Origin of the sequence: Photorhabdus stackebrandtii, assembly GCF_011189495.1 — a bacterium.
GTDB lineage: Bacteria > Pseudomonadota > Gammaproteobacteria > Enterobacterales > Enterobacteriaceae > Photorhabdus > Photorhabdus khanii.
Map to the genome: position 1 here is coordinate 66,837 of NZ_PUJV01000012.1, position 24,728 is coordinate 91,564.

Annotated in this window: 24 protein-coding genes; 18 read left to right on the forward strand and 6 right to left on the reverse strand. The window is 41.7% G+C overall.

The genetic code is table 11. The features are described 5' to 3' along the window. Positions 1-126: 126 nt before the first annotated feature. Positions 127-3,276, reverse strand: a complete 3,150-nt coding sequence (locus tag C5470_RS12150; RefSeq protein ID WP_166289318.1) for an efflux RND transporter permease subunit — start codon at positions 3,274-3,276, stop codon at positions 127-129. Positions 3,277-3,294: 18 nt separating this feature from the next. Continuing rightward, the gene (locus C5470_RS12155; protein ID WP_166289321.1) at positions 3,295-4,488 is read right to left on the reverse strand and encodes an efflux RND transporter periplasmic adaptor subunit; all 1,194 of its coding nucleotides are present in this window, start codon (positions 4,486-4,488) and stop codon (positions 3,295-3,297) included. Positions 4,489-4,617: 129 nt separating this feature from the next. On the opposite strand from C5470_RS12155, the gene acrR reads away from it, so the two are divergent. The 4 genes from acrR (at position 4,618) to C5470_RS12175 (ending at position 7,557) form a co-directional block, all read left to right on the forward strand. Further along, positions 4,618-5,259 carry a multidrug efflux transporter transcriptional repressor AcrR gene (acrR, locus tag C5470_RS12160; RefSeq protein ID WP_166289324.1) on the forward strand — a complete coding sequence of 214 codons (642 nt, stop codon included), beginning with the start codon at positions 4,618-4,620 and terminating at the stop codon, positions 5,257-5,259. 410 nt (positions 5,260-5,669) lie between these two features. Next, positions 5,670-6,344 (forward strand): energy-coupling factor ABC transporter ATP-binding protein, encoded by a 675-nt coding sequence (locus C5470_RS12165; protein ID WP_166289327.1) that lies wholly within the window; start codon positions 5,670-5,672, stop codon positions 6,342-6,344. Continuing rightward, entirely contained in the window at positions 6,341-6,970 is a 630-nt protein-coding gene (locus tag C5470_RS12170; protein WP_166289330.1) for an energy-coupling factor transporter transmembrane component T family protein, read from the forward strand. Before C5470_RS12165 ends, C5470_RS12170 begins: the two co-directional genes overlap by 4 nt. Before the next feature lie 38 nt (positions 6,971-7,008). Further along, a complete protein-coding gene (locus C5470_RS12175) occupies positions 7,009-7,557 on the forward strand; it encodes a biotin transporter BioY (protein ID WP_166289333.1) in 549 nt (182 codons plus the stop codon). On the opposite strand, the gene C5470_RS12180 is transcribed toward C5470_RS12175, so the two are convergent. Next, a complete protein-coding gene (locus C5470_RS12180) occupies positions 7,554-8,459 on the reverse strand; it encodes a DMT family transporter (RefSeq protein ID WP_166289336.1) in 906 nt (301 codons plus the stop codon). The genes C5470_RS12175 and C5470_RS12180 overlap by 4 nt on opposite strands. A 31-nt stretch (positions 8,460-8,490) precedes the next feature. After that, a complete protein-coding gene (locus tag C5470_RS12185; RefSeq protein ID WP_166289339.1) occupies positions 8,491-9,255 on the reverse strand; it encodes a 2OG-Fe(II)-dependent halogenase WelO5 family protein in 765 nt (254 codons plus the stop codon). A gap of 129 nt (positions 9,256-9,384) precedes the next feature. Between C5470_RS12185 and C5470_RS12190 the strand changes: the two genes are divergently transcribed. Further along, positions 9,385-9,822 carry a DUF1284 domain-containing protein gene (locus tag C5470_RS12190; protein WP_166289342.1) on the forward strand — a complete coding sequence of 146 codons (438 nt, stop codon included), beginning with the start codon at positions 9,385-9,387 and terminating at the stop codon, positions 9,820-9,822. A gap of 126 nt (positions 9,823-9,948) precedes the next feature. On the opposite strand, the gene rsmS is transcribed toward C5470_RS12190, so the two are convergent. Both rsmS and priC read right to left on the reverse strand, forming a co-directional pair. After that, the gene (rsmS, locus tag C5470_RS12195; protein ID WP_166289345.1) at positions 9,949-10,116 is read right to left on the reverse strand and encodes a pleiotropic regulatory protein RsmS; all 168 of its coding nucleotides are present in this window, start codon (positions 10,114-10,116) and stop codon (positions 9,949-9,951) included. Positions 10,117-10,143: 27 nt separating this feature from the next. Beyond that, positions 10,144-10,686 carry a primosomal replication protein PriC gene (gene priC / locus C5470_RS12200; RefSeq protein WP_166289348.1) on the reverse strand — a complete coding sequence of 181 codons (543 nt, stop codon included), beginning with the start codon at positions 10,684-10,686 and terminating at the stop codon, positions 10,144-10,146. Between the two features lie 144 nt (positions 10,687-10,830). On the opposite strand from priC, the gene apt reads away from it, so the two are divergent. From apt to C5470_RS12265, 13 genes are all read left to right on the forward strand, one after another. Beyond that, on the forward strand, positions 10,831-11,382 hold the full coding sequence (gene apt, locus C5470_RS12205) for an adenine phosphoribosyltransferase (protein WP_166289351.1): 552 nt from the start codon (positions 10,831-10,833) through the stop codon (positions 11,380-11,382). 96 nt (positions 11,383-11,478) lie between these two features. Then, positions 11,479-13,461, forward strand: a complete 1,983-nt coding sequence (gene dnaX, locus C5470_RS12210) for a DNA polymerase III subunit gamma/tau (RefSeq protein ID WP_166289355.1) — start codon at positions 11,479-11,481, stop codon at positions 13,459-13,461. Positions 13,462-13,516: 55 nt separating this feature from the next. Beyond that, positions 13,517-13,846, forward strand: a complete 330-nt coding sequence (locus C5470_RS12215; RefSeq protein WP_021323842.1) for a YbaB/EbfC family nucleoid-associated protein — start codon at positions 13,517-13,519, stop codon at positions 13,844-13,846. Continuing rightward, positions 13,846-14,451 carry a recombination mediator RecR gene (recR, locus tag C5470_RS12220; protein WP_152962518.1) on the forward strand — a complete coding sequence of 202 codons (606 nt, stop codon included), beginning with the start codon at positions 13,846-13,848 and terminating at the stop codon, positions 14,449-14,451. The genes C5470_RS12215 and recR overlap by 1 nt, the downstream gene beginning before the upstream one ends. A gap of 282 nt (positions 14,452-14,733) precedes the next feature. Then, positions 14,734-16,626 carry a molecular chaperone HtpG gene (gene htpG, locus C5470_RS12225; RefSeq protein ID WP_207626979.1) on the forward strand — a complete coding sequence of 631 codons (1,893 nt, stop codon included), beginning with the start codon at positions 14,734-14,736 and terminating at the stop codon, positions 16,624-16,626. A gap of 184 nt (positions 16,627-16,810) precedes the next feature. Beyond that, positions 16,811-17,455, forward strand: coding sequence for an adenylate kinase (gene adk / locus C5470_RS12230; protein WP_166289361.1), 645 nt, complete (start codon positions 16,811-16,813; stop codon positions 17,453-17,455). A gap of 177 nt (positions 17,456-17,632) precedes the next feature. Further along, positions 17,633-18,616, forward strand: a complete 984-nt coding sequence (gene hemH, locus C5470_RS12235; protein WP_166289483.1) for a ferrochelatase — start codon at positions 17,633-17,635, stop codon at positions 18,614-18,616. Between the two features lie 169 nt (positions 18,617-18,785). After that, the gene (wzz(fepE), locus tag C5470_RS12240; RefSeq protein WP_166289364.1) at positions 18,786-19,889 is read left to right on the forward strand and encodes an LPS O-antigen length regulator Wzz(fepE); all 1,104 of its coding nucleotides are present in this window, start codon (positions 18,786-18,788) and stop codon (positions 19,887-19,889) included. Between the two features lie 96 nt (positions 19,890-19,985). Further along, complete coding sequence (locus tag C5470_RS12245; RefSeq protein ID WP_166289367.1) at positions 19,986-21,296, forward strand: inosine/guanosine kinase; 1,311 nt, start codon at positions 19,986-19,988, stop codon at positions 21,294-21,296. 356 nt (positions 21,297-21,652) lie between these two features. Beyond that, entirely contained in the window at positions 21,653-22,273 is a 621-nt protein-coding gene (locus C5470_RS12250) for a hypothetical protein (RefSeq protein ID WP_166289370.1), read from the forward strand. 23 nt (positions 22,274-22,296) lie between these two features. Further along, the gene (locus C5470_RS12255) at positions 22,297-23,091 is read left to right on the forward strand and encodes an AfsA-related hotdog domain-containing protein (RefSeq protein WP_166289373.1); all 795 of its coding nucleotides are present in this window, start codon (positions 22,297-22,299) and stop codon (positions 23,089-23,091) included. Then, the gene (locus C5470_RS12260) at positions 23,084-23,914 is read left to right on the forward strand and encodes a hypothetical protein (RefSeq protein ID WP_166289376.1); all 831 of its coding nucleotides are present in this window, start codon (positions 23,084-23,086) and stop codon (positions 23,912-23,914) included. Before C5470_RS12255 ends, C5470_RS12260 begins: the two co-directional genes overlap by 8 nt. Positions 23,915-24,010: 96 nt before the next feature. Next, the gene (locus C5470_RS12265) at positions 24,011-24,685 is read left to right on the forward strand and encodes an HAD-IB family hydrolase (protein WP_166289379.1); all 675 of its coding nucleotides are present in this window, start codon (positions 24,011-24,013) and stop codon (positions 24,683-24,685) included. The last annotated feature ends 43 nt before the right edge of the window (positions 24,686-24,728 follow it).

The following is a 24,728-nucleotide window of genomic DNA, read 5'->3' on the forward strand; positions in this document are numbered from 1 at the left end:
ATTAAATTTGAACGAATTTATGTAAGAGTTCAGAGGGTAGATTAGTGAGCAGAATCTTGCCTGATACAGGCAACTATTATATTTAAGAAGGCCGTTAAAACGGCCTTCTATTATTGTTTAGTTGCATTAGTGAGATTCTGACGCGGATTCAATCTCCTCAGCTTTCTTACTAAAACGTCGTCTGATAACGACAAAGAACACAGGTACGAAAAAGATAGCCAGCGAGGTTGCAGCAATCATTCCGCCCAATACCCCGGTACCCACTGCGTTTTGAGAACCGGAGCCTGCACCATTACTCAATACTAGAGGGATAACACCCAGCATAAATGCCAGTGATGTCATTAGAATTGGGCGAAGACGCATTCTGACAGCATCCAGCGTAGCTTCTATCAACCCTTTTCCTTCTTTTTCCATCAGGTCCTTAGCAAACTCAACGATTAGGATTGCGTTCTTTGCCGATAAGCCGATGGTAGTCAGTAAGCCAACTTTAAAGTAAACATCGTTATCCAAGCCTCGGAATGTTGTTGCTAACAAGGCTCCAACGATACCTAGTGGTACTACCAGCATAACTGAGAATGGAATTGACCAGCTTTCATACAGTGCCGCCAGACAGAGGAAGACCACTATCAATGACAATGCATACAGAGCAGGCGCCTGATTACCTGATAGGCGTTCCTGATAGGACATGCCTGTCCAGTCGAAACCAATTCCATTTGGTAATTGGGATGCCAGTTCTTCCATCAGAGCCATTGCATCACCGGTACTTTTACCTGGCGCTGCTTCGCCCAGAATTTCCATTGATGGCAAACCATTATAACGTTCCAAACGTGGTGAGCCATAGGTCCATGGTTCTTTAGACATATCTGAGAAGGCAGATAATGGAACCATTTCACCTTGTTTGTTACGGACATACAGTTTGTAGATATCACTTGGCAGCATACGATAAGGTGCTTCTGATTGAACATAAACTTTTTTGACACGACCACGGTCGATAAAGTCGTTCACATAGTTGCCACCAAACATCGTGCTTAGTGTCGAGTTGATATCAGAAATGGAAACACCTAAAGCTTCCGCCTTTTCCTGATCAATCCTAATCCGATACTGCGGGGTATCTTCCTGGCCATTAGGGCGAACACCCACTAACATATCTGGATGTTGTTGTATCATGCCAAGCAATTGGTTACGTGCTTCGGTCAGTTTAGTATGCCCAAGGTTTGCTTTATCAATTAATTCAAAATCAAAACCAGTTGCTGAACCTAACTCTACAATTGCTGGGATGTTAAAGGCAAAAACCATACCTTCTTTGATTTTCTGGAAGTGAGCACTTGCCCTGGCAACAATGGCAGGTACTTTGCTCTCTGTATCAGAGCGTTCACCCCAGTCTTTCAGGCTTATAAACGCCAGACCGGTGTTTTGCCCCTGACCACTGAAACCAAAGCCACTTACTGTAAATACAGAAACCACGAGATCTTTTTCTTCTGTATTGAAGTAGTCACTTATTTTATCCAGAACTGTTTGTGTCTGTTCCTGTGTTGCACCTGAAGGTAATTGAACCATTGTCAGTAGTACCCCTTGATCTTCTTCAGGAAGAAAGGAGGATGGCAGACGAGTGAACATGACCGCCATACCAGCAACCAGCAATACATAAATCACCAGATAGCGGCCTGTATTGCGCAGAATACGGCCGATACTGTCAGTATAGTGGTGGGTGCTTTTATCAAACATGCGGTTAAACCAGCCAAAGATCCCGGTTTGTTTACCGTGGCTGCCTTTAGCAATGGGCTTCAACATGGTGGCGCACAGAGCAGGTGTCAGGATTAATGCTACCAGTACAGACAATACCATTGCAGATACGATGGTGATCGAGAATTGACGATAAATCGCACCAGTTGAACCACCGAAGAAAGCCATTGGGACAAATACGGCAGACAGCACCATTGCAATACCAACCAGAGCGCTTTGAATTTGCCCCATTGATTTCCTGGTTGCTTCTTTCGGTGATAGACCCTCTTCCTGCATAACACGTTCAACGTTTTCCACCACAACAATGGCATCATCTACCAGTAAGCCAATGGCGAGAACCATGGCAAACATAGTTAGTGTATTTATTGAATAACCAAATGTGGCGAGTATTGCAAATGTTCCCAGCAGTACGACTGGAACCGCAATGGTTGGAATAAGTGTTGCTCGGAAGTTTTGTAGGAATAGGTACATAACCACGAACACCAGCATAATTGCTTCAACCAGTGTTTTGACTACTTCGTTAATAGAGATTTTAACGAATGGAGTGGTGTCATATGGATAGACGATTTTCAGCCCGTGTGGAAAGAAAGGCGCCATATTTTTTAGCGCTTCTTTTACCGCTTTTGACGTGTCCAGAGCGTTAGCACCTGTTGCTAGTTTGATACCGACACCAGCAGCTGGTTTACCGTTAAAGCGGGCAATGATATTGTAACTTTCTGCCCCTAACTCCACTTTTGCCACATTTTTCAGACGGATCTGAGACCCATCAGTATTAACGCGCAGAAGAATATTGCTGAACTCTTCCGGTGAAGTCAGACGTGTTTGGGCAATAATAGAAGCATTCAGCCGTTGACCTGGAACTGGAGGGGTTCCCCCTAACTGACCGGCGGCTATCTGGTTATTTTGTGCTTTGATTGCATTGATTACATCCAGGGTCGTCATTTTGTAATCAACGAGCTTGTCAGGATTCAACCAAATGCGCATTGCATATTGGTTACCAAACAGCATTGTATCACCCACACCAGCGACACGGCTCAACGGGTCTTTGACGTTTGCGCCAACATAGTCAGCGATATCCTCCTGTGACATGGACCCATCTTCAGAGATGAACCCTGCAACCATTAGGAAAGAACTTGTGGACTTATCTACATTTATCCCTTGCTGCTGTACTTCTTGTGGTAACAGAGGCATAGCCAGTTGCAGCTTGTTCTGTACCTGTACCTGTGCAATGTCAGGATTAGTACCTGCTTCAAAGGTTAGCGTGATATTCATGTTGCCAGCAGAGTCACTGTTGGAGGACATATAAACCAGATTATCGATACCATTCATATTCTGTTCGATAACCTGAGTAACTGTGTTTTGCACAGTAGTAGCATCTGCACCGGGATAAGTTGCGGAGATAGAAATCGCCGGTGGTGCGATAGTTGGGTACTGCGCCACGGGTAATTTCATAATTGCCAGCAGCCCAGCCAGCATGGTAATAATTGCTATTACCCATGCAAAGATTGGCCGATCTATAAAAAACTTAGGCATGAATCACCGACTCCTTAATTAAGACTTTTTTGCAGGCTCAGCTTGGTTCGCAGCAGGTTTTGTATTTAAATCCACTTCTTCTGCTTTAACTGGTATGCCAGGTTGAATTTTTTGTAAACCAGTAACGATAACCCGATCACCTGCTTTCAGGCCGGAAGTTACCAGCCATTTGTCACCAATAGCTTGGCTTGCCGTGATAACGCGTGGTTCGACTTTTTCGCCTTTACCGACCACCATGACAGTAGCTTCGCCACGAGGTGTGCGCGTAATTCCTTGCTGAGGAACCAATATTGCATCCCGACGAATACCTTCTTCCAGTTTTGCGTGAACAAACATACCTGGTAGTAATTTTTCATTTGGGTTAGGAAATATTGCACGGATAGTGATAGAACCCGTTGTTTCATTTACAGTGATATCGGAGAATTCCAGATAGCCTGTTTCACTGTAATTTTTACCATCTTCCATAACTAGGTGAACTTTAGCTCTACTACCTTCTTTCTGCACAATGCCTCTGGTGATTTCATTTTTAAGGCGCAGATAGTCATCACTTGACTGAGTGACATCCACATAAATTGGATCCAATTGTTGAACAGTTGTCAGTGCTGTTGGTTGACCAACAGAAACCAGAGCACCCTCAGTTATAGTCGATTTGCCCGAACGACCACTAATCGGCGCTGTAACTTTGGTATATGCCAAATTAATACGGGCAGTCTCTACAGCCGCTTTTGCCGCTTGTACTGCAGCATTTGCCTGTGCAGAGTCAGCGCTGGCCTTATCAAATTCCTGCTGACTAACATAGTTTGTACCTAACAGTGGCTTATAGCGGTTCACTGTCAGGCGTGCTATCTCTGCATTAGCCTGAGCTTTAGCTAAATCAGCTTTAGCACTGTCATAGGCAGCCTGGTAAGTTGCTGGATCTATCTGGTATAAAGAAGTCCCTTCTTTTACATCACTTCCTTCTTTATAGTTTCTCTTCAGAATTATACCACTGACTTGTGGACGAACTTCTGCAATACGGAAGGCTGATGTTCGGCCTGGCAGTTCAGTTGTGACCATCAGAGGTTCAGTTTTCAGCGTCACGATACCGACTTCAGGGGCCTGTTGATTTTCAGCAACTTGCTGAGAGTCTTTGTCGTTACATCCTGAAAGAGCTAAGCTGCCTGAGAGTACCAGTACTGTAGCCAGAGGCAAAACTCCCCTGTTTATTCGCATAAGTAAACCTCAATATTTTTAGATGTTGACCTTTCAATCCGTAAAACCACTACTCCATTAATAGCAGCATGCTATAATACAAACATACATGAATGTATGTAAATCAGCTTCAGGTTAAAAACAGAGTATATGGCACGAAAAACTAAACAACAGGCTGAGGAGACCCGGCAACAGATTATAGACGCAGCTATAAAAGAGTTTTCTGAGCGCGGTGTCTCTGCTACTTCACTGACAGATATTGCCACAACGGCTGGAGTAACCCGAGGTGCAATCTACTGGCACTTTAAAAATAAAGTAGACCTGTTCTCCGAAGCTTGTAGAATAACAGATTCTAAGATTGACGAATTAGAAAAAGAGTATCAAGGAAAATATCCTAATAATCCACTCCTGATTTTAAGAACTTTAATAATTCATATCCTGACGTCGGTTGTTGATGATCCGAAGAACCGGCTATTAATGGAGATTTTTTTCCACAAATGTGAATTTGTTGGTGAAATGTCTGCTTTGGTGGAAGTTCGTCAGGAGCTTTGTGTTGCAGACTATGTTCGTATTGAAGAGTCACTTTCCGGCTGTATTGCATCAGGTCAGCTTCCTTATAATCTTAATCTGCGCCAAGCTGCTATCATGCTGAGAGGGTTGATAACTGGTTTGCTGGAGAATTGGTTATTTGCGCCAGATAGTTTTGATATTCAGAAAGAAGCTGAGCCGTTAGTGGATAGTTTTATCGATATGCTTAAATATAGTCAGCATATGAAAGTTACAGAAAAATGAGAAACCAGAATAATAGAGGTAAATTCTATTTTGGTAATTGCTAACAATGCGGCTAATGGTCAAAAGTCATTATCTTATGCTCTTTTGTTTATCTACTATATACAAGGAATAAATTTAAGAACTGAGCCGAAAGTATTTCTAATATCGGATATTGTTGTTGGTCTTGTAGGATAGTGATCAAAGAAAAACTATAACTTAAAGCAAATGCTGAAGATTCTATCTGAGAAAAATGTATTATCTAAGTTCGGTGCAAGTAGATTAAATTATTTAATATCAGTAAGTTGAGCCTATTTTTTGGTGTTGAAGTCAATATGTTGGTTGAATTTGCCCTGCGGATTTTGCAGTCAGATAGAGTGCTAAGTTGGTACCGTGTTATGTAGCTGGCCACAATTGTTGAGGGATGACCGTCTATGCTGGAAATACGAAATGTAACGCATGCTTACGGCGAGCGTGTGGTATTGAAAGACTTAAATTTGCAGCTGAAGGAAAAAAGAATTGCCATCATAGGTAGCAACGGTTGCGGCAAGAGCACATTTGCGCGTCTTCTTAATGGATTACTGGTACCGAAGTGTGGTGATGTTTTGGTGGATGGTTTGAACACCAGAACGGAGGGTAAAGCGATCCGGCGTAAGGTTGGTTTTGTATTCCAGAATCCTGATAATCAGATCGTTTTTCCAGTTGTTGAAGAAGATTTGGCCTTTGGAATGAAAAATCTCAGTTTTACCAAGGAGACAATTCAACAAAGAACGCAGGAGGCACTTTCACGATATGGCTTACTTCAGTTTAGGCAGCATCCAGCTCATCTTTTAAGTGGCGGTCAGAAACAACTTCTGGCAATTTCTGGTGTTCTAGTGATGGAGCCTGCTTATATAATTTTCGATGAGCCTACGACTTTACTGGATTTACGCAATAAGCGCCGTGTTGCTGAAGCAATCGATAATTTATCTCAAACTGTGATTGTGGTTTCTCATGACCTTGAGTTTTTGGCGGGGTTTGACCGTGTACTCGTTTTTGATGATGGTCGTGTGGTTGTTGATGAAATTCCCTCTGTTGCTATTCCTGAATATGTAAGGATGATGTCATGAGCCTGTCTGGGTATGATCCTGGTTCATCACTTGTGCATCGAGTTAGTCCTGGATTCAAAATTATTTCTTTGCTCATTCTGGGGACATTACTCTTCATCGTTCCGCGTATCGATCTTTCTATTGCAGCGTTGGCAGGTATCGTACTTTTATACTTATTAGCCAGAATCTCATTAAGAACTGCCTGGGCGCAACTACGACCTGCTATGTGGATCTTCGCGCTTATTTTTATAGTCCAGGTGTTTCTACATCACTGGACTGCCGGTGTACTTGTAGTCGTTCGTCTTGCCTCACTTTTATTGTTAGCCTCGCTTGTCACCCTTACTACTCGTTCCTCCGACATGATCGACGCATTGGAAAAGGGTCTTTGGTGGTTGTATTATTTTAGAATCAATCCAGGAAAAGTGAGCCTGGCTCTATCTCTTGCTTTGAGGTTTATCCCTGTTCTTGCGTCAATTACAGAAGAAGTACGGGAGGCGCAGAAAGCAAGAGGTCTCGATAAGAGTGTCATAGCAATTGCTGTACCCGTTATCGTGCGAACTCTCAAAATGGCAGATGATATTTCTGCTGCTATTGAAGCCCGGTCTTACGATCCAGGGTTTGTGAGAAAGAAATCGAGCAGCAAATAAAACCTGGTTTGTGGCTTTATCGAAAAAAGGGGGATTAAGTGTCCACGAAGGATATTGTTTATATAGCACTATTTGCCGCGCTAACCGCAGCGCTGGGTTTATTCCCACCATTGGCTCTTCCCGTTATAGGCGTTCCGATAACAGCCCAATCAATGGGAGCGATGTTTGCTGGCGCTATTGCTGGAGCGAAACGAGGGGGGTTAGCATTATTGCTCTTTTGTGTTCTTGTTGCAGTTGGATTACCGGTAATGGCGGGAGGTATGGGAGGATTGGGGGTGTTTTTCAGCCCAAGCGGCGGTTTTGTTTTGGCGTGGCCGATTGCCGCTTTTGTTATCGGTTATTTGTATGAGTGGAATCTTGCAAAATTAAATACCTTTAAAGAAGCTGTATTTCTTGTCTTTGGTGGAATTGTGATTGTCTACGTGATGGGTATTCCATGGGTTGCGGCATTTGCTAATATCAGCTTCTGGCAAGCAGCCATAGGTTCGATTGGATTTATTCCAGGAGATATTATCAAAATCGTACTGGTTATCTTAATTGCGAAAACTGTTCGCCGGGCCTATCCAACTCTTGAATCACGTTCTTAAGTATCGGTCTTTACGGCGGGTTGATACTTGGTTGTGATTACCCAATAATTGCCGCTAAGCGTCATCATTGTGCCGATTATGGCCCAAATGGTTGGACGATAGCCCTCTGTGATGCTGGAGATCGCTAAAGCTACAAGCGGAACGAGAAGCATTGTATAGGCCCCTCGTTCTGCACCTAAACGACCGACGACGGCGAAATACGTTGTGTACCCAATCACCGAAGGAAACAGGATCAAATAGAATAGAGATGTTACATAGACTGGTGATAGATCAAAGTTAAACGTTTGTTTAGTTAAAAAGGCATAGCCGAGCAAAAATATGGTGCCATATCCCATAGAAATACCTGTCATTGGGAGAACAGTGACCCTCTTTCTTTGTAACTGAACTGCGGAAATGTTGGCGAATGAGAACGCGAGGGTTGCTGCGATAGCGTAACCGCATCCCGCCCAATTCCATTCATTATTTAAAAATTCCGGGCCGAAGACCAAAATTATCCCAGTCAGACCGACCATAGCACCGACCAGAACTGTCCATGAAATTGATTGCCGTAGGAAGAGAATTGCATTCACAGAGTTGAATAATATGACCGAAGAGTAGGTAAGGGCGATTAAACCGGTGGTGATTAAGGCCGCAGCCTTGTAAATCAGTAAGAATGCGACAGCGAACCCGAATACTCCAAGCGCAGCGAAAGAGAGGTGTTCGTGCCGGGTATATGTGAGCCTTTCCCGTGAAATTGCAGTAATCAGAAGCAGTAATACCGACGCGCATCCAAAACGGTAAATCAGGGATATTACAGGTGAAACATCCGTTAATTGCAATTTTGCCGCATACCACGATGTTCCCCCCGTAATGATCGTCACGACATATAGAACAACGGTAGAGTAAGAAAAGGCGGTCTTCATGCTCAGATTCCAAACATCTTATTGAAATGGATTACGACCATAAGATCAGATTTTTTTCATTTAACAGACCGATGAAGGAGCCGGTTGCAATCCGATTGCCGTTCGCTGGCAGGACGATATGAGGATTACTGGTGTTAAAAATGACGACAGAACCAACTTGAGGCCGGAAAGTGAAAGATTCGCAATCAGTTAATAGAGAACTATCATATGGCTTATATGTTTTATCAACAACAGTACTCTTGAATGGCTGATTATAGATTACTGTTTCCCCTCCTTGTGAAGGAGACGAAACATAGAGGTTCCAGGCGAGCTGAGTGGATACATCTCCGATGGTTAAATTTCCTTTAGCAAAAGTGGGTGCATAGTCCACATGTAGATCTGAGCCACCGAAGATAATACGGACGATACCGGCAAAATAGGGGCCAAACTCTGGTTCTTCCGCGATCGAGATGCTGAAATCGGTATCGTGATTGATACGTTGTATGAACCGAACAACTGAATCAAAAGCTTGATTGGTAACTTGAACACGCTCTTGTTCAGCGGCGCTAACTTGAGCAAAATATTCTTCTTTTGGGCGATCACGATAATGAGTGAGTGGATTTCCTAAGTAAAATCCCGGCTTGCCGAATTCATATTGCTTCGCCTTCATGCTCAGTATTGCCGCAGAAAGCTGTATTGATTCTTCTGTAGTTGCAAAATCATCTATTATTACTGCCGGAATCTTGTTATCTATGATTGCCTGCAAGCTTTCTGATGATAATTTGACAAGCTCGTTTGATGCCCATCTTGACGACATGATTGCCGATTCCTAGTCTATTTTCTTTATATTAGAAAAATTGATCTATTGAAGGCCAGTGTCAATCGTATAACATTGTTTGTATAATAATGCAACACTTAACTGAACTCTACACTCAGGAACGTAACAATGACAATATCTCTGAGAGGTCATCACCTCCTGTGTATTCTTACCTACGCGGGCAACGGATATTCCCCTAGCTTTATTGAAAATTACAATAAGATTATTCCTCGGATTCAGAATGAAGATATCCTGATTGTGGAAGGGCCGGATGACATCTGTGCTCCTTTGCTTGGAGAAGAGGGTCCTCATTGTTTGGGCAAGAGTGTCATCGTTCGGGATAATCGTGCTTTGGAGGCTATTGGTGCTCTTATGGATCGACCAGTCGAAGTGGGTCATACACTGAGGCTTGACGAAACCTATTTAAAACAGGCTCAATGGGCTTTTAACCATAGGATCATAAGATCCGCCTGTGTAGGTTGTGAATGGGAACAGCTTTGCACTCGAATCGCTGCGGACGATTATGTTTCAACGTTTCTTAAATTCAGCAATGGAATGAATGAGTGACGACATAAAGCCATTTGAAATTTGGCAAAGGCTGATCAAATGCGTGAGAGCAAATTTTAAGACATAACTAATGTAGATCTTTTATGGTATCGACAAAGTATCTACGAGATGTTTGCAATAAACCGCTCAATATTCCTTCGTAGATTGTGGCTGCTTTGCTAACTTTGCTTGATAATCGTGTTTGACTATTTCCAGTGCAGCGAGTGCAATTTCAGGTACGATTTCATTGCATTCCAATAGATAGATTAGATCAACAGCAAGCTGAACTTCAGGTGGTGCGTGTTCGACTGACATAAAATTTCCTCATCTGAATCTGAGTCATTAATCCATGTTCTCTTTATATTCGATTGATTTTTCAATTCGCGTCAGAGACTGGCGGCAACGTGCTAGCCTTCCGGCTAATGCTGCGATTTCTTTCTGTATTTTTTGCTGATCACTCAGTGTAGTTTGTTGATTCAATTTTAGCTCCCGATCATTGATCATTGCGAGCAGGCGGCGTTCATAATCTTGATGTTCAGTCAGTTTGTGATACAGGTCAGTAGCTTGTTGTTGATGTTCGAATCTGCTCTCTTTTTTTCTCAGCGACTGAGTAGACAATTCACGCTTTAATGCTTCTATTTGAGCAACCAAACGCTCGGTCAGAAACGCGACTTGTTCCGTTCGGTTATCCTGGACACACTCTTTGAGTTGTTCCATGTTATGCCTGACTTCTTGCAGATAACCACGGAGTTTATTGCTGCGCCGGTTAAATAAAGTTTGATCAAACCGGGCAGTAGAAAATGGGATATCTGCCAGAGGTGTGAGCTCTTCCGCCAGTATGTTGACCTGCTTTTCGAGCAAATTTAATAACGGTTGCGTACTCATTTATACCCTACAATGATTATGTTTTGCGAAGCAGAATTAACCTGGAACGACAAAAAATTAAGCTGATGTATGTTCATCGGTTGCTTTTTTTTATCAGTTTGCATAGATTTTAGCACTCTCGTGTTCTACTCACTGGCACCGATTATGACCGCAAACGCGCAGCAACTGCAATTTATTAAAGACAGTATTGAAACTGTTCCTGATTATCCTAAACTTGGGGTCCTTTTTCGTGATATCACGACCTTATTGGATAACCCTCTTGCCTACCAGGCAACAATTAATCTTCTGGTAGAACGATATCAGGACAAAGGAATCACAAAAATTGTGGGTACTGAGGCTCGCGGTTTTCTATTTGGAGCTCCAGTTGCGTTGCGTCTCGGTGTTGGTTTTATCCCTGTCCGTAAAGCAGGCAAATTACCTCGTGAAACATTGAGTGAAACTTACGATTTAGAGTATGGCACCGATACACTGGAAATACATAAGGACAGCATCAAAGAAGGTGATAAGGTGTTGGTTGTTGATGACTTGCTGGCAACCGGTGGCACTATTGAGGCAACTGTTCGCTTAATCCGTCATTTAGATGGTGAAGTTTCTGAGGCTGCCTTTGTTATTGGCTTGCCTGATTTGGGGGGGAGTGAGCGCCTGCAAAAACAAGGCGTGAACAGCTTCACTTTACTGGAATTCCCTGGTCATTAATCTGCTTATTTTCGTATTACTGACATATCGGTCTCGCTGTCTGTAGTGGGGCTGTGTTAGCATGGTACCCAATTATATTCAATTTTCCCGGTATCAATGAGCTATCAGGTACTTGCCCGTAAGTGGCGCCCACAAATATTTTCTGATGTGATTGGTCAGGAATATGTCCTGACTGCGCTGGCTAATGGTCTTTCCCATGGCCGGCTCCATCATGCCTACCTGTTTTCCGGCACCAGAGGTGTCGGGAAAACGACGATCGCCCGTTTGTTTGCCAAAGGGTTAAATTGTGAAACAGGTATTACTGATAAGCCTTGTGGCAAATGTGCTAATTGCCTTGAAATTGAGCAAGGGAGATTTGTCGATCTCATTGAGATTGATGCTGCTTCCCGTACTAAAGTTGAAGATACGCGTGAATTGCTGGATAACGTGCAATATGCTCCAGCTCGTGGGCGTTTCAAAGTCTACCTGATTGATGAAGTGCATATGCTTTCCCGCCATAGCTTCAATGCGTTATTGAAAACGCTGGAAGAGCCGCCTGAGCATGTGAAATTTTTACTGGCAACCACTGATCCGCAAAAATTGCCAGTAACTATTCTTTCCCGTTGTTTGCAGTTCCATCTCAAAGCGCTGGGTGTTGATCAGATAAGCGATCAGCTCGAGCATATTCTTAAAGCTGAACATCTGGAGAGTGACAACCGCGCCCGTCAGCTTCTGGCCCGTGCTGCTGATGGCAGTATGCGCGATGCTTTGAGTCTGACAGATCAGGCTATCGCGATGGGGCAAGGACAGGTAACAACTGAAATAGTCAGCCTGATGCTGGGAACGTTGGATGATGAACAGCCTTTATCAATTATAGAATCATTGATTCGGTCTGACGGTCAGCAGGTTATGGCATTGGTGGAACAAGCTGCTTCACGGGGTGCTGATTGGGAGAATTTGTTGGTAAAGATTCTTTCATTACTGCATCGTATTGCAATGATCCAGCTATTAGCTTCTCAACCAGAAATCGCTTCTTCTTCCATTGAAGGTCGTTTGAGAATATTGGCAAAAGCAATTTCACCGGAAGATTTACAACTTTATTATCAAACTCTACTGATTGGTCGTAGAGACCTGCCGTATGCACCGGAACGCAGGATGGGTGTTGAAATGACGCTGCTCAGAGCTTTGGCATTTCATCCAAAAACAGTCATTGAAGAGGTTGCTGCACCGGTTGTGCATGGACATCCTGCTGCGGCTATCCCATCAATTGCAGCACAGCCGCAACATAATCATCAGGGCAATATGCCATCCGCTGACCATATTGATCCAGTATCGGTGGGCAGCGTTTCTCCGCCGGAACCTCAGATACCCCAGGCACTTGCATCAAGCCCGACAGCTCAGCTGCTGAAAGCGAGGAGTGTATTATCCCGGCAACAAGAGCAAATGCCACCAAAAAAGCCTAAACCGGCTACGTCTGTTAAGGCGAGGCCGGCAACCTCGGCACTGGAGCGGATTGCTGCAGTGTCAGGGCCGCGACCTCAGTCATCAATAGCCAAAACGCAGGAAGAAAAACCTGAGAAAAAAGAGGCTTACCGTTGGCGAGCCAAAAATATTGAAGAAAAACCAGAAATTCATGTCGCTACGCCAAAGGCATTAAGAACGGCTCTGGAGCATGAGAAAACGCCGGAGCTGGCAGAAAAATTAGCTAAAGAATCCAAGCAGAGAGATGCATGGGCAGCGGAAGTTGATAAACTTAAAATTCCTAAACTGGTGCAACAATTAGCATTAAATGCGTTTAAAGAGCAGATTAGTGTTAATAATATCTGTTTACACCTGCGTTCGAGCCAGAGCCATCTCAATTCCGCTTTTGCACAAAAATCATTAGCGGAGGCTTTAAGCGAGTTGTACGGTGTAACGATTGAATTCAGCATTATTGAAGATGATAATCCGGAGGAGAAAACTCCACTGGAGTGGCGACAAGCCATTTATGAAGAAAAATTGGCACAAGCTCGCCAATCAATTATTGCGGATAAGACTATTCAGACATTGCGGCAGGTATTTGATGCTGAACTGGATGAAGAGAGTATCCGGCCGGTCTAACCGCGCTGCAATCTGTACCTGTTGTACGATGTAGCCATAGCGAAGAGAGAAAACTATGTTTGGTAAAGGTGGTTTGGGCAATTTGATGAAACAAGCCCAACAAATGCAGGACAAGATGCAGAAAATGCAGGAAGAGATCGCCAATCTGGAAGTGACGGGTGAATCTGGTGCAGGTCTGGTTAAAGTGACTATCAATGGTGCTCATAATTGCCGTCGTGTTGAGATTGATCCAAGCCTGATGGAAGATGACAAAGAGATGTTGGAAGACCTGATTGCGGCTGCATTCAATGACGCAGCCCGCCGCATTGAAGAAACTCAGAAAGAGAAAATGGCAAGCGTTTCCAGCGGAATGCAACTGCCACCAGGCTTTAAGATGCCATTCTGATGCAAACCAGTCCTCTCCTTGAATCCTTGATGGAAGCATTACGCTGTTTGCCAGGAGTTGGCCCTAAATCTGCGCAGCGGATGGCTTTTCATCTGTTACAGCGTGATCGCAGTGGTGGAATGCGTTTGGCTCAGGCATTGACAAAGGCGATGTCGGAAATTGGACACTGTAAATATTGTCGGACTTTTACCGAGCAGGAACAGTGCACGATCTGTGCTAATCCACGTCGTCAGCAAAATGGTCAAATTTGTGTGGTTGAAAGCCCTGCGGACATTCATGCTATTGAACAAACTGGGCAGTTTGCTGGGCGCTACTTTGTGTTGATGGGGCATTTATCTCCATTGGATGGTATTGGTCCGATGGATATTGGTTTGGATTGTCTTGAAGAACGCCTTTCCACTGAAGAGATTTTAGAGGTGATTCTGGCGACTAATCCGACAGTGGAGGGAGAGGCAACGGCCAATTATATCGCAGAAATATGCGTTCAGTATGGTGTAACAGCAAGCCGCATTGCTCATGGTGTACCGGTTGGTGGTGAGCTTGAAATGGTAGATGGTACAACTTTGTCGCATTCACTTGCTGGGCGGCAGAAGATTACTTATTGATTTTCTGTCAATGTCTTGCCGTTTTATCTGGCTGGAAAAGAATACGGTTGTATACCCTGTATAGATCAAATCGTAAAGATGTTGAGGCGCTGCATTTATGTGGCGCTCGCCTCTCAATCCATTCCGCTATGGTTATAACCTATTTAAATATCTAACTTATTCGCGTTATTTGATACTCTTTTGAATAATCAAACTTGAAACTCGGCTTATTTATCCCCATCTGCATACTATCGTCTGATTTTATCTGTCTGAACTGGATTTAGATTGAGGTAACAAATGAGTATGAAAGGTCAGGAAACCCGTGGATTTCAGTCTGAAGTAAAACAACTTCTGCAATTAATGATCCATTCACTTTATTCCAATAAAGAGATTTTCCTTCGTGAGTTAATCTCAAATGCTTCTGATGCGGCTGACAAATTACGTTTCCGTGCATTATCTGCTCCAGAACTTTATGAAGGTGATGGTGAACTGCGCGTTCGCCTCTCTTTTGATAAAGAAAAAAGAGCTATCACGATCAGTGATAATGGCATTGGTATGACCCGTGATGAAGTCATTGATAATCTTGGCACTATTGCTAAATCAGGAACAAAAGCTTTTCTGGAATCTATTGGTTCAGATCAGGCTAAAGACAGCCAGTTAATTGGTCAATTTGGTGTTGGTTTTTACTCTGCCTTTATTGTGTCTGATAAAGTCACGGTACGTACCCGTGCTGCCGGTGCTTCAATTGATCAGGGCGTATTCTGGGAATCCGCTGGTGAAGGCGATTATACTGTCGCTGATATTGAAAAAGAAACTCGTGGTACAGAGATCACCCTCCATTTACGTGAAGGGGAAGATGACTTTCTGAATGACTGGCGTTTGCGTTCTGTTATCAGTAAATACTCTGACCATATTGCTCTGCCAGTTGAAATTGAAACTAAAAATAAGAGCGAAGAAGAGGGTGAAGAAGATACAGTAACTTGGGAAAAGATTAATAAAGCTCAGGCTTTGTGGACTCGTGGTAAATCTGAAATTACAGATGAAGAATATAAAGAGTTCTACAAACATATTTCTCATGATTTTACTGATCCGTTGATCTGGAGCCATAACCGCGTAGAAGGTAAACAGGAATATACCAGTATGCTCTATATTCCCTCTCAGGCTCCGTGGGATATGTGGAACCGTGAGCATAAGCATGGGCTGAAATTGTATGTCCAGCGCGTGTTTATCATGGATGATGCAGAACAGTTTATACCAAACTATTTGCGCTTTGTTCGTGGCCTGATTGATTCCAATGACTTGCCACTGAACGTTTCCCGTGAAATTCTGCAAGATAATTCTATTACCCGTAATTTACGTAATGCGTTGACCAAACGTGCATTGCAGATGCTGGATAAGTTGGCGAAAGATGACGCAGAAAAATATCAGCAATTCTGGCAGCAGTTTGGTCTGGTGATGAAAGAAGGTCCGGCAGAGGATAATACGAATAAAGAAGCTATCGCTAAATTGTTGCGTTTTGCTTCTACTCATAATGACAGCTCTGCACAGACAGTTTCTTTGGAAGAGTACGTCAGCAGAATGGCCGAAGGTCAGGATAAGATCTACTACATCACTTCGGACAGTTATGCTGCGGCGAAAAATAGCCCTCATCTGGAGCTGTTCCGTAAGAAAGGTATTGAAGTTCTGCTACTGTCAGAGCGCATTGATGAATGGATGATGGGATACCTTACTGACTTTGATGGTAAGAAATTCCAGTCAGTCAGTAAAGCTGATGAATCTTTGGATAAACTGGCAGATGAAGACAAAGCTGAACAGGAAGAAATTGATAAACAGCTGGAGCCGTTTGTTGAGCGTGTGAAAACGTTACTTGGTGATCGGGTAAAAGAGGTTAAATTGACTCACCGTCTGACGGATACCCCGGCAATTGTGACAACAAATGCGGATGAAATGAGCACTCAGATGGCGAAATTGTTTGCGGCGGCGGGTCAACAGGTGCCGGACGTTAAATACAATTTTGAACTGAATCCTGATCATCAATTGGTAAAACTGGTTGCCGATATCAGTGATGAAGCTCAATTCTCGGATTGGGTTGAACTACTGCTCGATCAGGCATTATTTGCTGAACGTGGCACATTGGAAGATCCAAACCAGTTTATTCGCCGTATGAATCAGTTATTACTGTCTGAAAAAGCTTGATTTAATTATTTTCTGGTAACGATTGTAAACCACGCCTTCGGTAGTGAGATGGGGCGTGGTTTATTTTTTGCAAAAAAATATCACGAAATCGTTTCCCTGTTTTCTTGAGCGAACCCCGTCCCAAATGGTATGGTGACTCGTTTTCTTACAAATATAAAAACTAACTAGCAAGGGGACTTACGCAATGCGTATTATTCTGCTGGGCGCTCCGGGCGCCGGTAAAGGGACTCAGGCGCAATTTATCATGGAGAAATATGGGATCCCTCAAATTTCTACCGGCGATATGTTGCGTACTGCAGTTAAGGCTGGCACAGAATTGGGCTTAAAAGCAAAAGAATTGATGGACAATGGCAAGCTGGTTACTGATGAACTGGTTATTGCTTTGGTAAAAGAGCGCATCAAACAAGATGACTGCCGCAATGGTTTCTTGTTGGATGGGTTCCCTCGTACCATTCCTCAGGCTGATGCAATGAAAGAAGCCGGTATTAATGTTGATTATGTCTTGGAATTTGATGTTCCTGATGAACTGATTGTTGAACGTATCATTGGACGCCGTGTACATGCGCCATCTGGCCGTGTTTATCACATCAAATTTAATCCACCGGCAGTGGAAAATAAGGATGATGTTACCGGTGAAGAATTGACTATTCGTAAAGACGATCATGAAGATATCGTGCGTAAACGTTTAGTTGAATATCATCAACAGACTGCTCCTTTGGTATCTTATTACCAGAAGGAAGCTGAAACAGGTGATACCCAATATTTCAGAATTGATGGTACACGAAAGGTATCTGAGGTTAGCGAAGAATTAGTCAAAATTCTGGATTAGCCAACCTTAGTGATGTTTAAAAGGCGGCTTATAAGCTGCCTTATCTTATCTTATTTCTTTACTGTTTCAGGTAAATCAGTTGGTTTTTATTTATTGTTCTGATGGATAAACATGATTTTCATCTGTATTTTATTATGTTAGGGTTTTCACCAGAGAAGGCAATAGGGAATCGGCATGATGAGTAGTGGTAAGTATGGCGTTTTATTAGTTAATCTTGGTACTCCTGATGGACCGACAACTGTGGCTATAAAACGTTACTTAGCTGAGTTTCTGAGTGATAAAAGAGTTGTCGATTTTTCCAGGTTTATCTGGATTCCAATACTATATGGCGTTATTTTGCCTTTCCGCTCTTCACGTGTGGCAAAGTTGTACCAGCAAATTTGGACTGATGAAGGCTCTCCCCTGTTAGTATATAGCCGTCGTCAGCAAAAATTGCTGGCAGAAAAACTGGCAGATATTCCTGTTGAATTGGGAATGAGTTACGGTTCTCCATCGCTTGAGCAGGCAATTAATAATCTGCTCAAACAGAATGTTGAAGAGTTGATTGTTTTGCCACTTTATCCCCAGTATTCCTGTTCTACATCTGCGGCTGTGTTTGATGGCGTCAGTAAAATATTGCAGAAATATCGCACTATCCCTGGAATTCACTTTATCCGTAGCTATGCTAACCATCCTGCCTATATTTCTGCATTGAAAGAGACTATTGAGCAGAGTTTTCGTGAGCATGGCAAGCCGGATAGATTACTATTTTCCTACCATAGTATTCCACGGCGTTTTGTTGATACGGGTGATATTTATTCTGCACAGTGTGAGTTAACAACTCAATTGCTAAAGCAAACAATTAACTATCCGGCAAATCAGGTGATAATGACTTATCAGTCGCGATTTGGTCGTGAACCTTGGTTGATGCCATTCACTAATCAAACTATGAAATCATTGCCTGATCAGGGAATAGAGCATATTCAGGTACTTTGTCCTGGCTTTTCGTCCGATTGTCTGGAAACGTTGGAAGAGATAAAACAGCAGAATAAAGAGATATTTCTTAATGCTGGCGGGAAGAAATTTGAATATATTCCTGCGCTTAACGACAATAGTAATCATATTTTTCTGTTGGAGGCGCTGGTGAACAGGTTTGTCAGAAGCAAAACAAATAGTGTGTAGAATTAATCTATCATTAGGATTAAACGGCTCTTTAATGATATATTCCCGTGCGGGAGCCCATCTATCCGAACTGTTGCACCCGGCTTTTCTGGATATTAACTAAGAGCTCAGTGGGATGATGTTTTGTAAAATAGTTAGTAACAGTCATATTTGAATTTGGACATAAATAATGAGCATTAAACCGATTAAAAGCACTAACTCCAGTGAAGAATATTTTAATTATTACAATTCAAAACAAGACGATGAAATTGATTTGTTTGAGTTATTCTCTGTTTTATTTCAATCAAAGTTATTGATTATTGCTGTTACTATCATTTTTGCTGTTATTGGTTTTACAGCAGCATCTCTTATGCCACAAAAATGGACCAGTTCAGCTTCAGTTATTCAACCTCAACTTGAAGAAATACAGCCACTTAAAAATATCCTGACTAAGCTAGAGGTTTTAAGCTTACAACCATCGGTAACTTCATCATCACTGTATGATAATTTTTTAAATAATTTTAATTCACGTGTTTTACGAGAAGAATACCTGGTTAATACAGAATATTTTAAAAATCTGATAGCTGAATCAGATGATCACTCACCACTTGCAAAAAGAAAACTGATTGAAAAGATTGTGAATAATAATATTTCATCTTCTTCAAAAGTGGAAAAAGAGGATGAAAGTGGTGAAACTAAACTGACTTTCAGTGCCAGAACCGCTGAGGATGCATATAACTTGCTAAATGGCTATATTGGATATGTGTCATCTGTTGTCCATGAGAAGTTGGAAAGTGAATTGAGAGATATGGTGAAACAGAAGCTTGACTACTCTGAGGGTTTGTATGCAGTTGATTTGAATCGTGTTCATAATATACAGAAAGTTAATATTGAGCGATTGAAATATTCATTATCTATTGCTAATTCAGCGGGAATTAAAAGACCTATTTCCAGTGAAGGAGCAATGATCAAAGACGATCCAGATTATTCCATCGCTTTGGGCGCTGATGCATTACAACGCAAGCTGCAAATTACAGAAGAGATCAAAGATCCATCCTTGATTGATGCTGATTTACGTAACCGCATGTTCTATATAAATGAACTTAAATCACTTACAATAGATAAAGTTAATTTCCAACCATTCAAATATATGCAGGCTCCTTATGAACCAACGGCGAAAGATTCACCTAAGCGTCTGCTTATCCTGGTAGGCAGTGCCTTTATCGGTTTGATCCTGGCGGTAATGTTTGTTCTGATTCGTCATGTGGCGCGTAATCGTCAGCAAGTGGCTTAATCTTTCTGGCAGCCGGTGTCGCAATGACACTTGCTGCCTGTCAGTTTTTATTGTGCTAACATGCTGCATCTTTTCGCGTTATAGCATCAATCAAATATGAAATTCCCCGGTAAACGTAAATCAAAACACTATTTTCCCGTCAGTCTGCGTGATCCTTTACTCCAGCCAATTAAAGAAATGATGGATGGTGAGAATAACCGAGCTTATATTGTTGGTATCGATCAGACATTAGTGGATATTGAGGCGAAAGTAGATGAAGATTTTATCCGGCGTTATCACCTCAGCCAGGGACACTCATTAGTTATTGAAGATGATGTAGCTGAAACCTTGTATAGGGAACTGACGGATAACAATCTTATCAGCCACGAATTTGCCGGTGGTACGATTGGTAATACTTTACATAATTATTCCGTGCTGGCTGATGATCGTTCCATTTTATTGGGCACAATGTGTAACAACATTCAGATTGGCAGCTATGCTTATCGCTACTTATGTAACACCTCCAGCCGAACTGATCTAAATTATTTACAAGGTGTGGACGGTGCAATTGGCCGCTGTTTTACGTTGGTGACAGAAAATGGTGAGCGGACTTTTGCCATTAGTCCTGGACAAATGAATCAACTAAAACCGGAGAATATCCCTGAGCAGATTATCGCTGAAGCTTCATCCTTGGTATTGACTGCTTATTTGGTTCGTTGTCAGTCGGGAGAACCAATGCCAGAAGCAACAATGAAAGCCATCGAATATGCGAAAAAATACAGTGTGCCTGTCGTTCTGACTTTGGGGACAAAATATGTTATTGCTGATGATCCACAATGGTGGCGCGATTTTCTGATTGAGAATATTTCTGTTCTGGCAATGAATGAAGATGAAGCTTATGAGCTTACCGGTTTCAGTGATCCATTATTGGCTTCAGATATGGCTCTGGATTGGGTCGATTTAGTTTTGTGTACTGCTGGTCCTGCGGGATTATATATGGCGGGGTATACGGAAGAGGATTACAAGCGCCAGACAACTCACCCACTTCTACCAGGCGCTATTGCTGAATTTAACCGTTATGAATTCAGTCGCGCTATGCGTAAATCTGATTGTCAAACTCCAATGAAAATTTACTCCCATATTGAGCCTTATATGGGCGGGCCAGAAAAAATTATGAATACCAATGGTGCAGGTGATGGTGCTTTATCTGCTTTACTGCATGATATAACCGCTAACAACCATCACAGAATGAATGTGCCTAATTCCAGTAAGCATATTCGTACTTACCTGACATATTCATCACTTGCTCAGGTTTGTAAATATGCAAACAGAGTTAGTTATCAGGTATTGAGTCAGCATTCGCCACGATTAAGCCGTGGTTTACCAGAAAAAGAAGATAGTTTGGAAGAGTCTTACTGGGAACGGTAATGATTAAATAATATCAACTTATTATATTCATCATTGCGTAATTTAATACGGCTGTAGTTTACAGTCGTCTTTCTTTCTAAACGGAATAGATTACATTGATCACTAACATACGTAATGGAATGACAGGAAAAGACTGACTTCTTTAGGATCGGGTAATGCTAGAAAATATTTCTCAGATAGAATATTCAAGACATCGCGGCCGTATCTACTGACTCCCGGAATGACCGTTCTTAAATGGAACAGAGATTATATTATGAAACTTTTAATATAATAAATATATCACAAAAATAACAATTCCATAACTTAATAAAATCTTTATTATGCGACTACCAATATAAACAACGAGATAATTTAAAATGTCTGCGAAATACGTAATTATTACACGTTTTCCATTAAAAGAACAAACTGACACTCATAAGTTCAATACATTGAAAAATAAAAATAAAAATAAAAATAATAAAAAATATTTTATTTCAGATGAACAGGGAATTAATGAATTATTAGAACTTCGTTCTTTTTCATCTATTGATGAAATAAGCGAAAGTGAAAACGAATTAGAATCGGCATTTAAGAGTTTTTCTTCAATATTAAGCGGAGATATTCGCCGTGAATTGGTAAAATTTGTTGAAGCGCCAATTGACTCGGAAGATGATCTTCCTGTTACAGAATATATTCAACTTCGCCATGTAGAAGTACCGGCGGAAAATTATAAACAATACCGTCAATGGCGTGAAGAGACAATCTTTAATGTAGTGCGGGAAAATAAAGAAAAAATTACCAGTTTTGAAGCCTACCACTCTCTGATTAGTGGTCAACCTGGTGTTATGTTTATTTCGGCATTTAATGTAGATAAAGAAAGCTATTTAGAAGTGTTTACCAATGAACGTTATCTGAACATTATCCAGCAAGCTGGGGATAACTACATTACAGGTGGAAATGGTGGTCTTTATACCCGTATTTATCGTTCTATTTCTTGATATTTTAAAATCTGGTAGCGAAAATGAAAAATACAGCAGAGTGTAAAAAAATAGTCGTTGTAGGGGACAAATTTAATGCATTTGCCAATGGTAAAGATGTCGTTACCATTAGCCAATTGGATCTTATTACACAAATCCCTGCTCATATTATTGATATAAAGAAGCAGTTTGTTGTTGGTCAGGGAATAAGATATGATTTTGCAGAAAAAGTATTAGATAATCAGAAGAGAAACCAGTGCCATAATAACGAAATAGACCTAACTACTTTGCAACAGTTAACCGTTTCGAGGAAAAATGAATACTCCCATAAAAAAATAACACATAATACGGTGATAGGTGTTGCAGAGAAAGTGAATGAAAATTTATTTTCTTTACCACTATTAATTGATGAACGTTGTGAGTTAATGGCTGACCACCAAACTGGACAACATATTCAAGGGATGATTTTAATTGAGGCTTGCCGTCAGACTTTTATAGCTGTGACAGAAGAATTTTATATGTCAGATAAAGTAGGACAGTCTTATTATGTCATCAATGATATGAATATAAAATTTTCAAACTTTTTATTCCCTTTACCAGCAGTAGTTAATTATGAATTGGTAGAAGAGGATATTAACGATCGCCGTTCCCGTTTTAAAGCTAATATTCATATCTCACAACATACAACACTTTGTGCATCTATGGCTGTTACCTTCACGGTTTATCCAGAAAAAGTGATCAGCAAAAAAGAAGCGGCAATGGCTAACGAAATCACTAAGGCTATTTTGCAGACTCAATACATAAGCACACAAGCTGTTGAGGAGAATGTGTATGCCTGAAAAATACGGCCAAACTTATAATCTGGCCGTCACTACGCAGGGGCCCCTTTATCCCCCTGCTGAGGTGGTGGATATTCACGGGAATTTTGTCGTGGTCGGTCAGATTCCCTCTGATAATGGTATTCGCTGGGGCTGTGCAATTGTGAATCAGAACAGCCCGTTGCCACCTTATGGACAGGTTGAACCATATCATATTGTTCAGAATCTTGATGCACAGTCAAAGGACCATCTGGCAAAAATCACTTTATATACATTGCCATTACCGCTACCGATGAATAACTATCCTATGACATTTGCTCCAGAGCAGCGACCAGAAGCTGCCCGAGATCAGCGACCAAGCAGGCCATTACATGAAGGATATATTGCTGATTTCCGAGCTTCTGACGGACGACGTAAGCTGCAACCTATCACATTGGGGGATTGGATGAAGGCCAAGGGGACTCTAACGGTAACTCTGAGTAAAGACAAGCGCAGTGCGCGCTTTGATTTTACTTTTAAGCATCTGGTACCACACAGTGTTTATACTGTTATGAGTCTGCGTGAACGAGATCTGGCATCAGAGAAACCTAGTCGTCCAGGGCCGCTTGGAATACCTAACGTTTTTGTTACTGATGCTGAGGGGAACGCAGAATATTGGGCAGAATTACCTAATCCGTTTCCCTCAGAGGGAAAGGAGCGTAACCGGATTATCAACATTGTTGTCCTTTTTATGAGTTGTCAGCAAAGTTTTGGCGGCGCGATAGGTTTATATGGTTTAGGGGGAGATATCCATGCTCATCTAAAATTACCTACTGCTTCTTTCAGTGAATTCACTACTTTTTAAATAATCACAATATCAGGGTAAATAACTATAAGAATATAATTAAACAGATTTCTTTAACTAAATTCTGTCAAAAAATTTATTGGGAGAGTAGAAACTGTGAAGCGAATAGCGGCCTTTTTCGATGTTGATGAAACTTTGATAAAAATGAAAAGTATGTTTCATTTTTATCAATTTTGGTGCCATTGTCGCCAACGTCAGCATGAGTATAATGAATTTAATGAGAGGTTTATAACTGCTCTTTCTCAGGGAGCAAAAAGAGAAGAATTAAATCGTATGTATTATCGGCAACTCAGTGGGGTTTATATAGATGAGTTGTATCAAGAGGGTGAGAATTGGTTTAATAAATTTCTTGAAAAGGATGAGATTTATATTTCGTCAGCAATAGATGCGTTTTATAAGCATCAGACTTATGGTCATTTAACAGTATTTATCTCTGGATCCATGTTGCCTTTATTAAAGCCATTGGGACGGTATTTGGGAGTAGACGTTATTCTTTGTACGCAATTATTGTTAAATAAAGAAGGAAAACTAACAGGAGAGATAGATGAACCGCAAACCATAGGAGAAGGAAAGAAAAAAGCGTTAACTTCCTTTTCATACAGCCAAGATATTGATTTGGAAAATAGCTTTGCTTATGGCGACGACCTTTCTGATGTATCGATGTTAGAGGCTACAGGAAATCCTGTTTGCGTTGGTGATAACACAAATCTGGCCGCATATGCTCGAAGGAATGATTGGGAAATTCTTACTGAAAGTACCCATATTTATTGAAGAATATTATGTGAATTCACCAATGATGGCTATATATTGAATT

Bases quoted from the DNA above. Each gene is read 5' to 3' on its own strand.
- C5470_RS12170 (WP_166289330.1), top strand. From the start codon at position 6,341: ATGAGCCTGTCTGGGTATGATCCTGGTTCATCACTTGTGCATCGAGTT.
- rsmS (WP_166289345.1), bottom strand. From the start codon at position 10,116: ATGTCAGTCGAACACGCACCACCTGAAGTTCAGCTTGCTGTTGATCTA.
- C5470_RS12155 (WP_166289321.1), bottom strand. From the start codon at position 4,488: ATGCGAATAAACAGGGGAGTTTTGCCTCTGGCTACAGTACTGGTACTC.
- htpG (WP_207626979.1), top strand. From the start codon at position 14,734: ATGAAAGGTCAGGAAACCCGTGGATTTCAGTCTGAAGTAAAACAACTT.
- recR (WP_152962518.1), top strand. From the start codon at position 13,846: ATGCAAACCAGTCCTCTCCTTGAATCCTTGATGGAAGCATTACGCTGT.
- C5470_RS12255 (WP_166289373.1), top strand. From the start codon at position 22,297: ATGAAAAATACAGCAGAGTGTAAAAAAATAGTCGTTGTAGGGGACAAA.
- dnaX (WP_166289355.1), top strand. From the start codon at position 11,479: ATGAGCTATCAGGTACTTGCCCGTAAGTGGCGCCCACAAATATTTTCT.
- C5470_RS12180 (WP_166289336.1), bottom strand. From the start codon at position 8,459: ATGAAGACCGCCTTTTCTTACTCTACCGTTGTTCTATATGTCGTGACG.
- C5470_RS12260 (WP_166289376.1), top strand. From the start codon at position 23,084: ATGCCTGAAAAATACGGCCAAACTTATAATCTGGCCGTCACTACGCAG.
- C5470_RS12250 (WP_166289370.1), top strand. From the start codon at position 21,653: ATGTCTGCGAAATACGTAATTATTACACGTTTTCCATTAAAAGAACAA.
- adk (WP_166289361.1), top strand. From the start codon at position 16,811: ATGCGTATTATTCTGCTGGGCGCTCCGGGCGCCGGTAAAGGGACTCAG.
- C5470_RS12185 (WP_166289339.1), bottom strand. From the start codon at position 9,255: ATGTCGTCAAGATGGGCATCAAACGAGCTTGTCAAATTATCATCAGAA.
- hemH (WP_166289483.1), top strand. From the start codon at position 17,633: ATGAGTAGTGGTAAGTATGGCGTTTTATTAGTTAATCTTGGTACTCCT.
- priC (WP_166289348.1), bottom strand. From the start codon at position 10,686: ATGAGTACGCAACCGTTATTAAATTTGCTCGAAAAGCAGGTCAACATA.
- apt (WP_166289351.1), top strand. From the start codon at position 10,831: ATGACCGCAAACGCGCAGCAACTGCAATTTATTAAAGACAGTATTGAA.
- C5470_RS12190 (WP_166289342.1), top strand. From the start codon at position 9,385: ATGACAATATCTCTGAGAGGTCATCACCTCCTGTGTATTCTTACCTAC.
- C5470_RS12215 (WP_021323842.1), top strand. From the start codon at position 13,517: ATGTTTGGTAAAGGTGGTTTGGGCAATTTGATGAAACAAGCCCAACAA.
- acrR (WP_166289324.1), top strand. From the start codon at position 4,618: ATGGCACGAAAAACTAAACAACAGGCTGAGGAGACCCGGCAACAGATT.
- C5470_RS12165 (WP_166289327.1), top strand. From the start codon at position 5,670: ATGCTGGAAATACGAAATGTAACGCATGCTTACGGCGAGCGTGTGGTA.
- C5470_RS12245 (WP_166289367.1), top strand. From the start codon at position 19,986: ATGAAATTCCCCGGTAAACGTAAATCAAAACACTATTTTCCCGTCAGT.
- C5470_RS12150 (WP_166289318.1), bottom strand. From the start codon at position 3,276: ATGCCTAAGTTTTTTATAGATCGGCCAATCTTTGCATGGGTAATAGCA.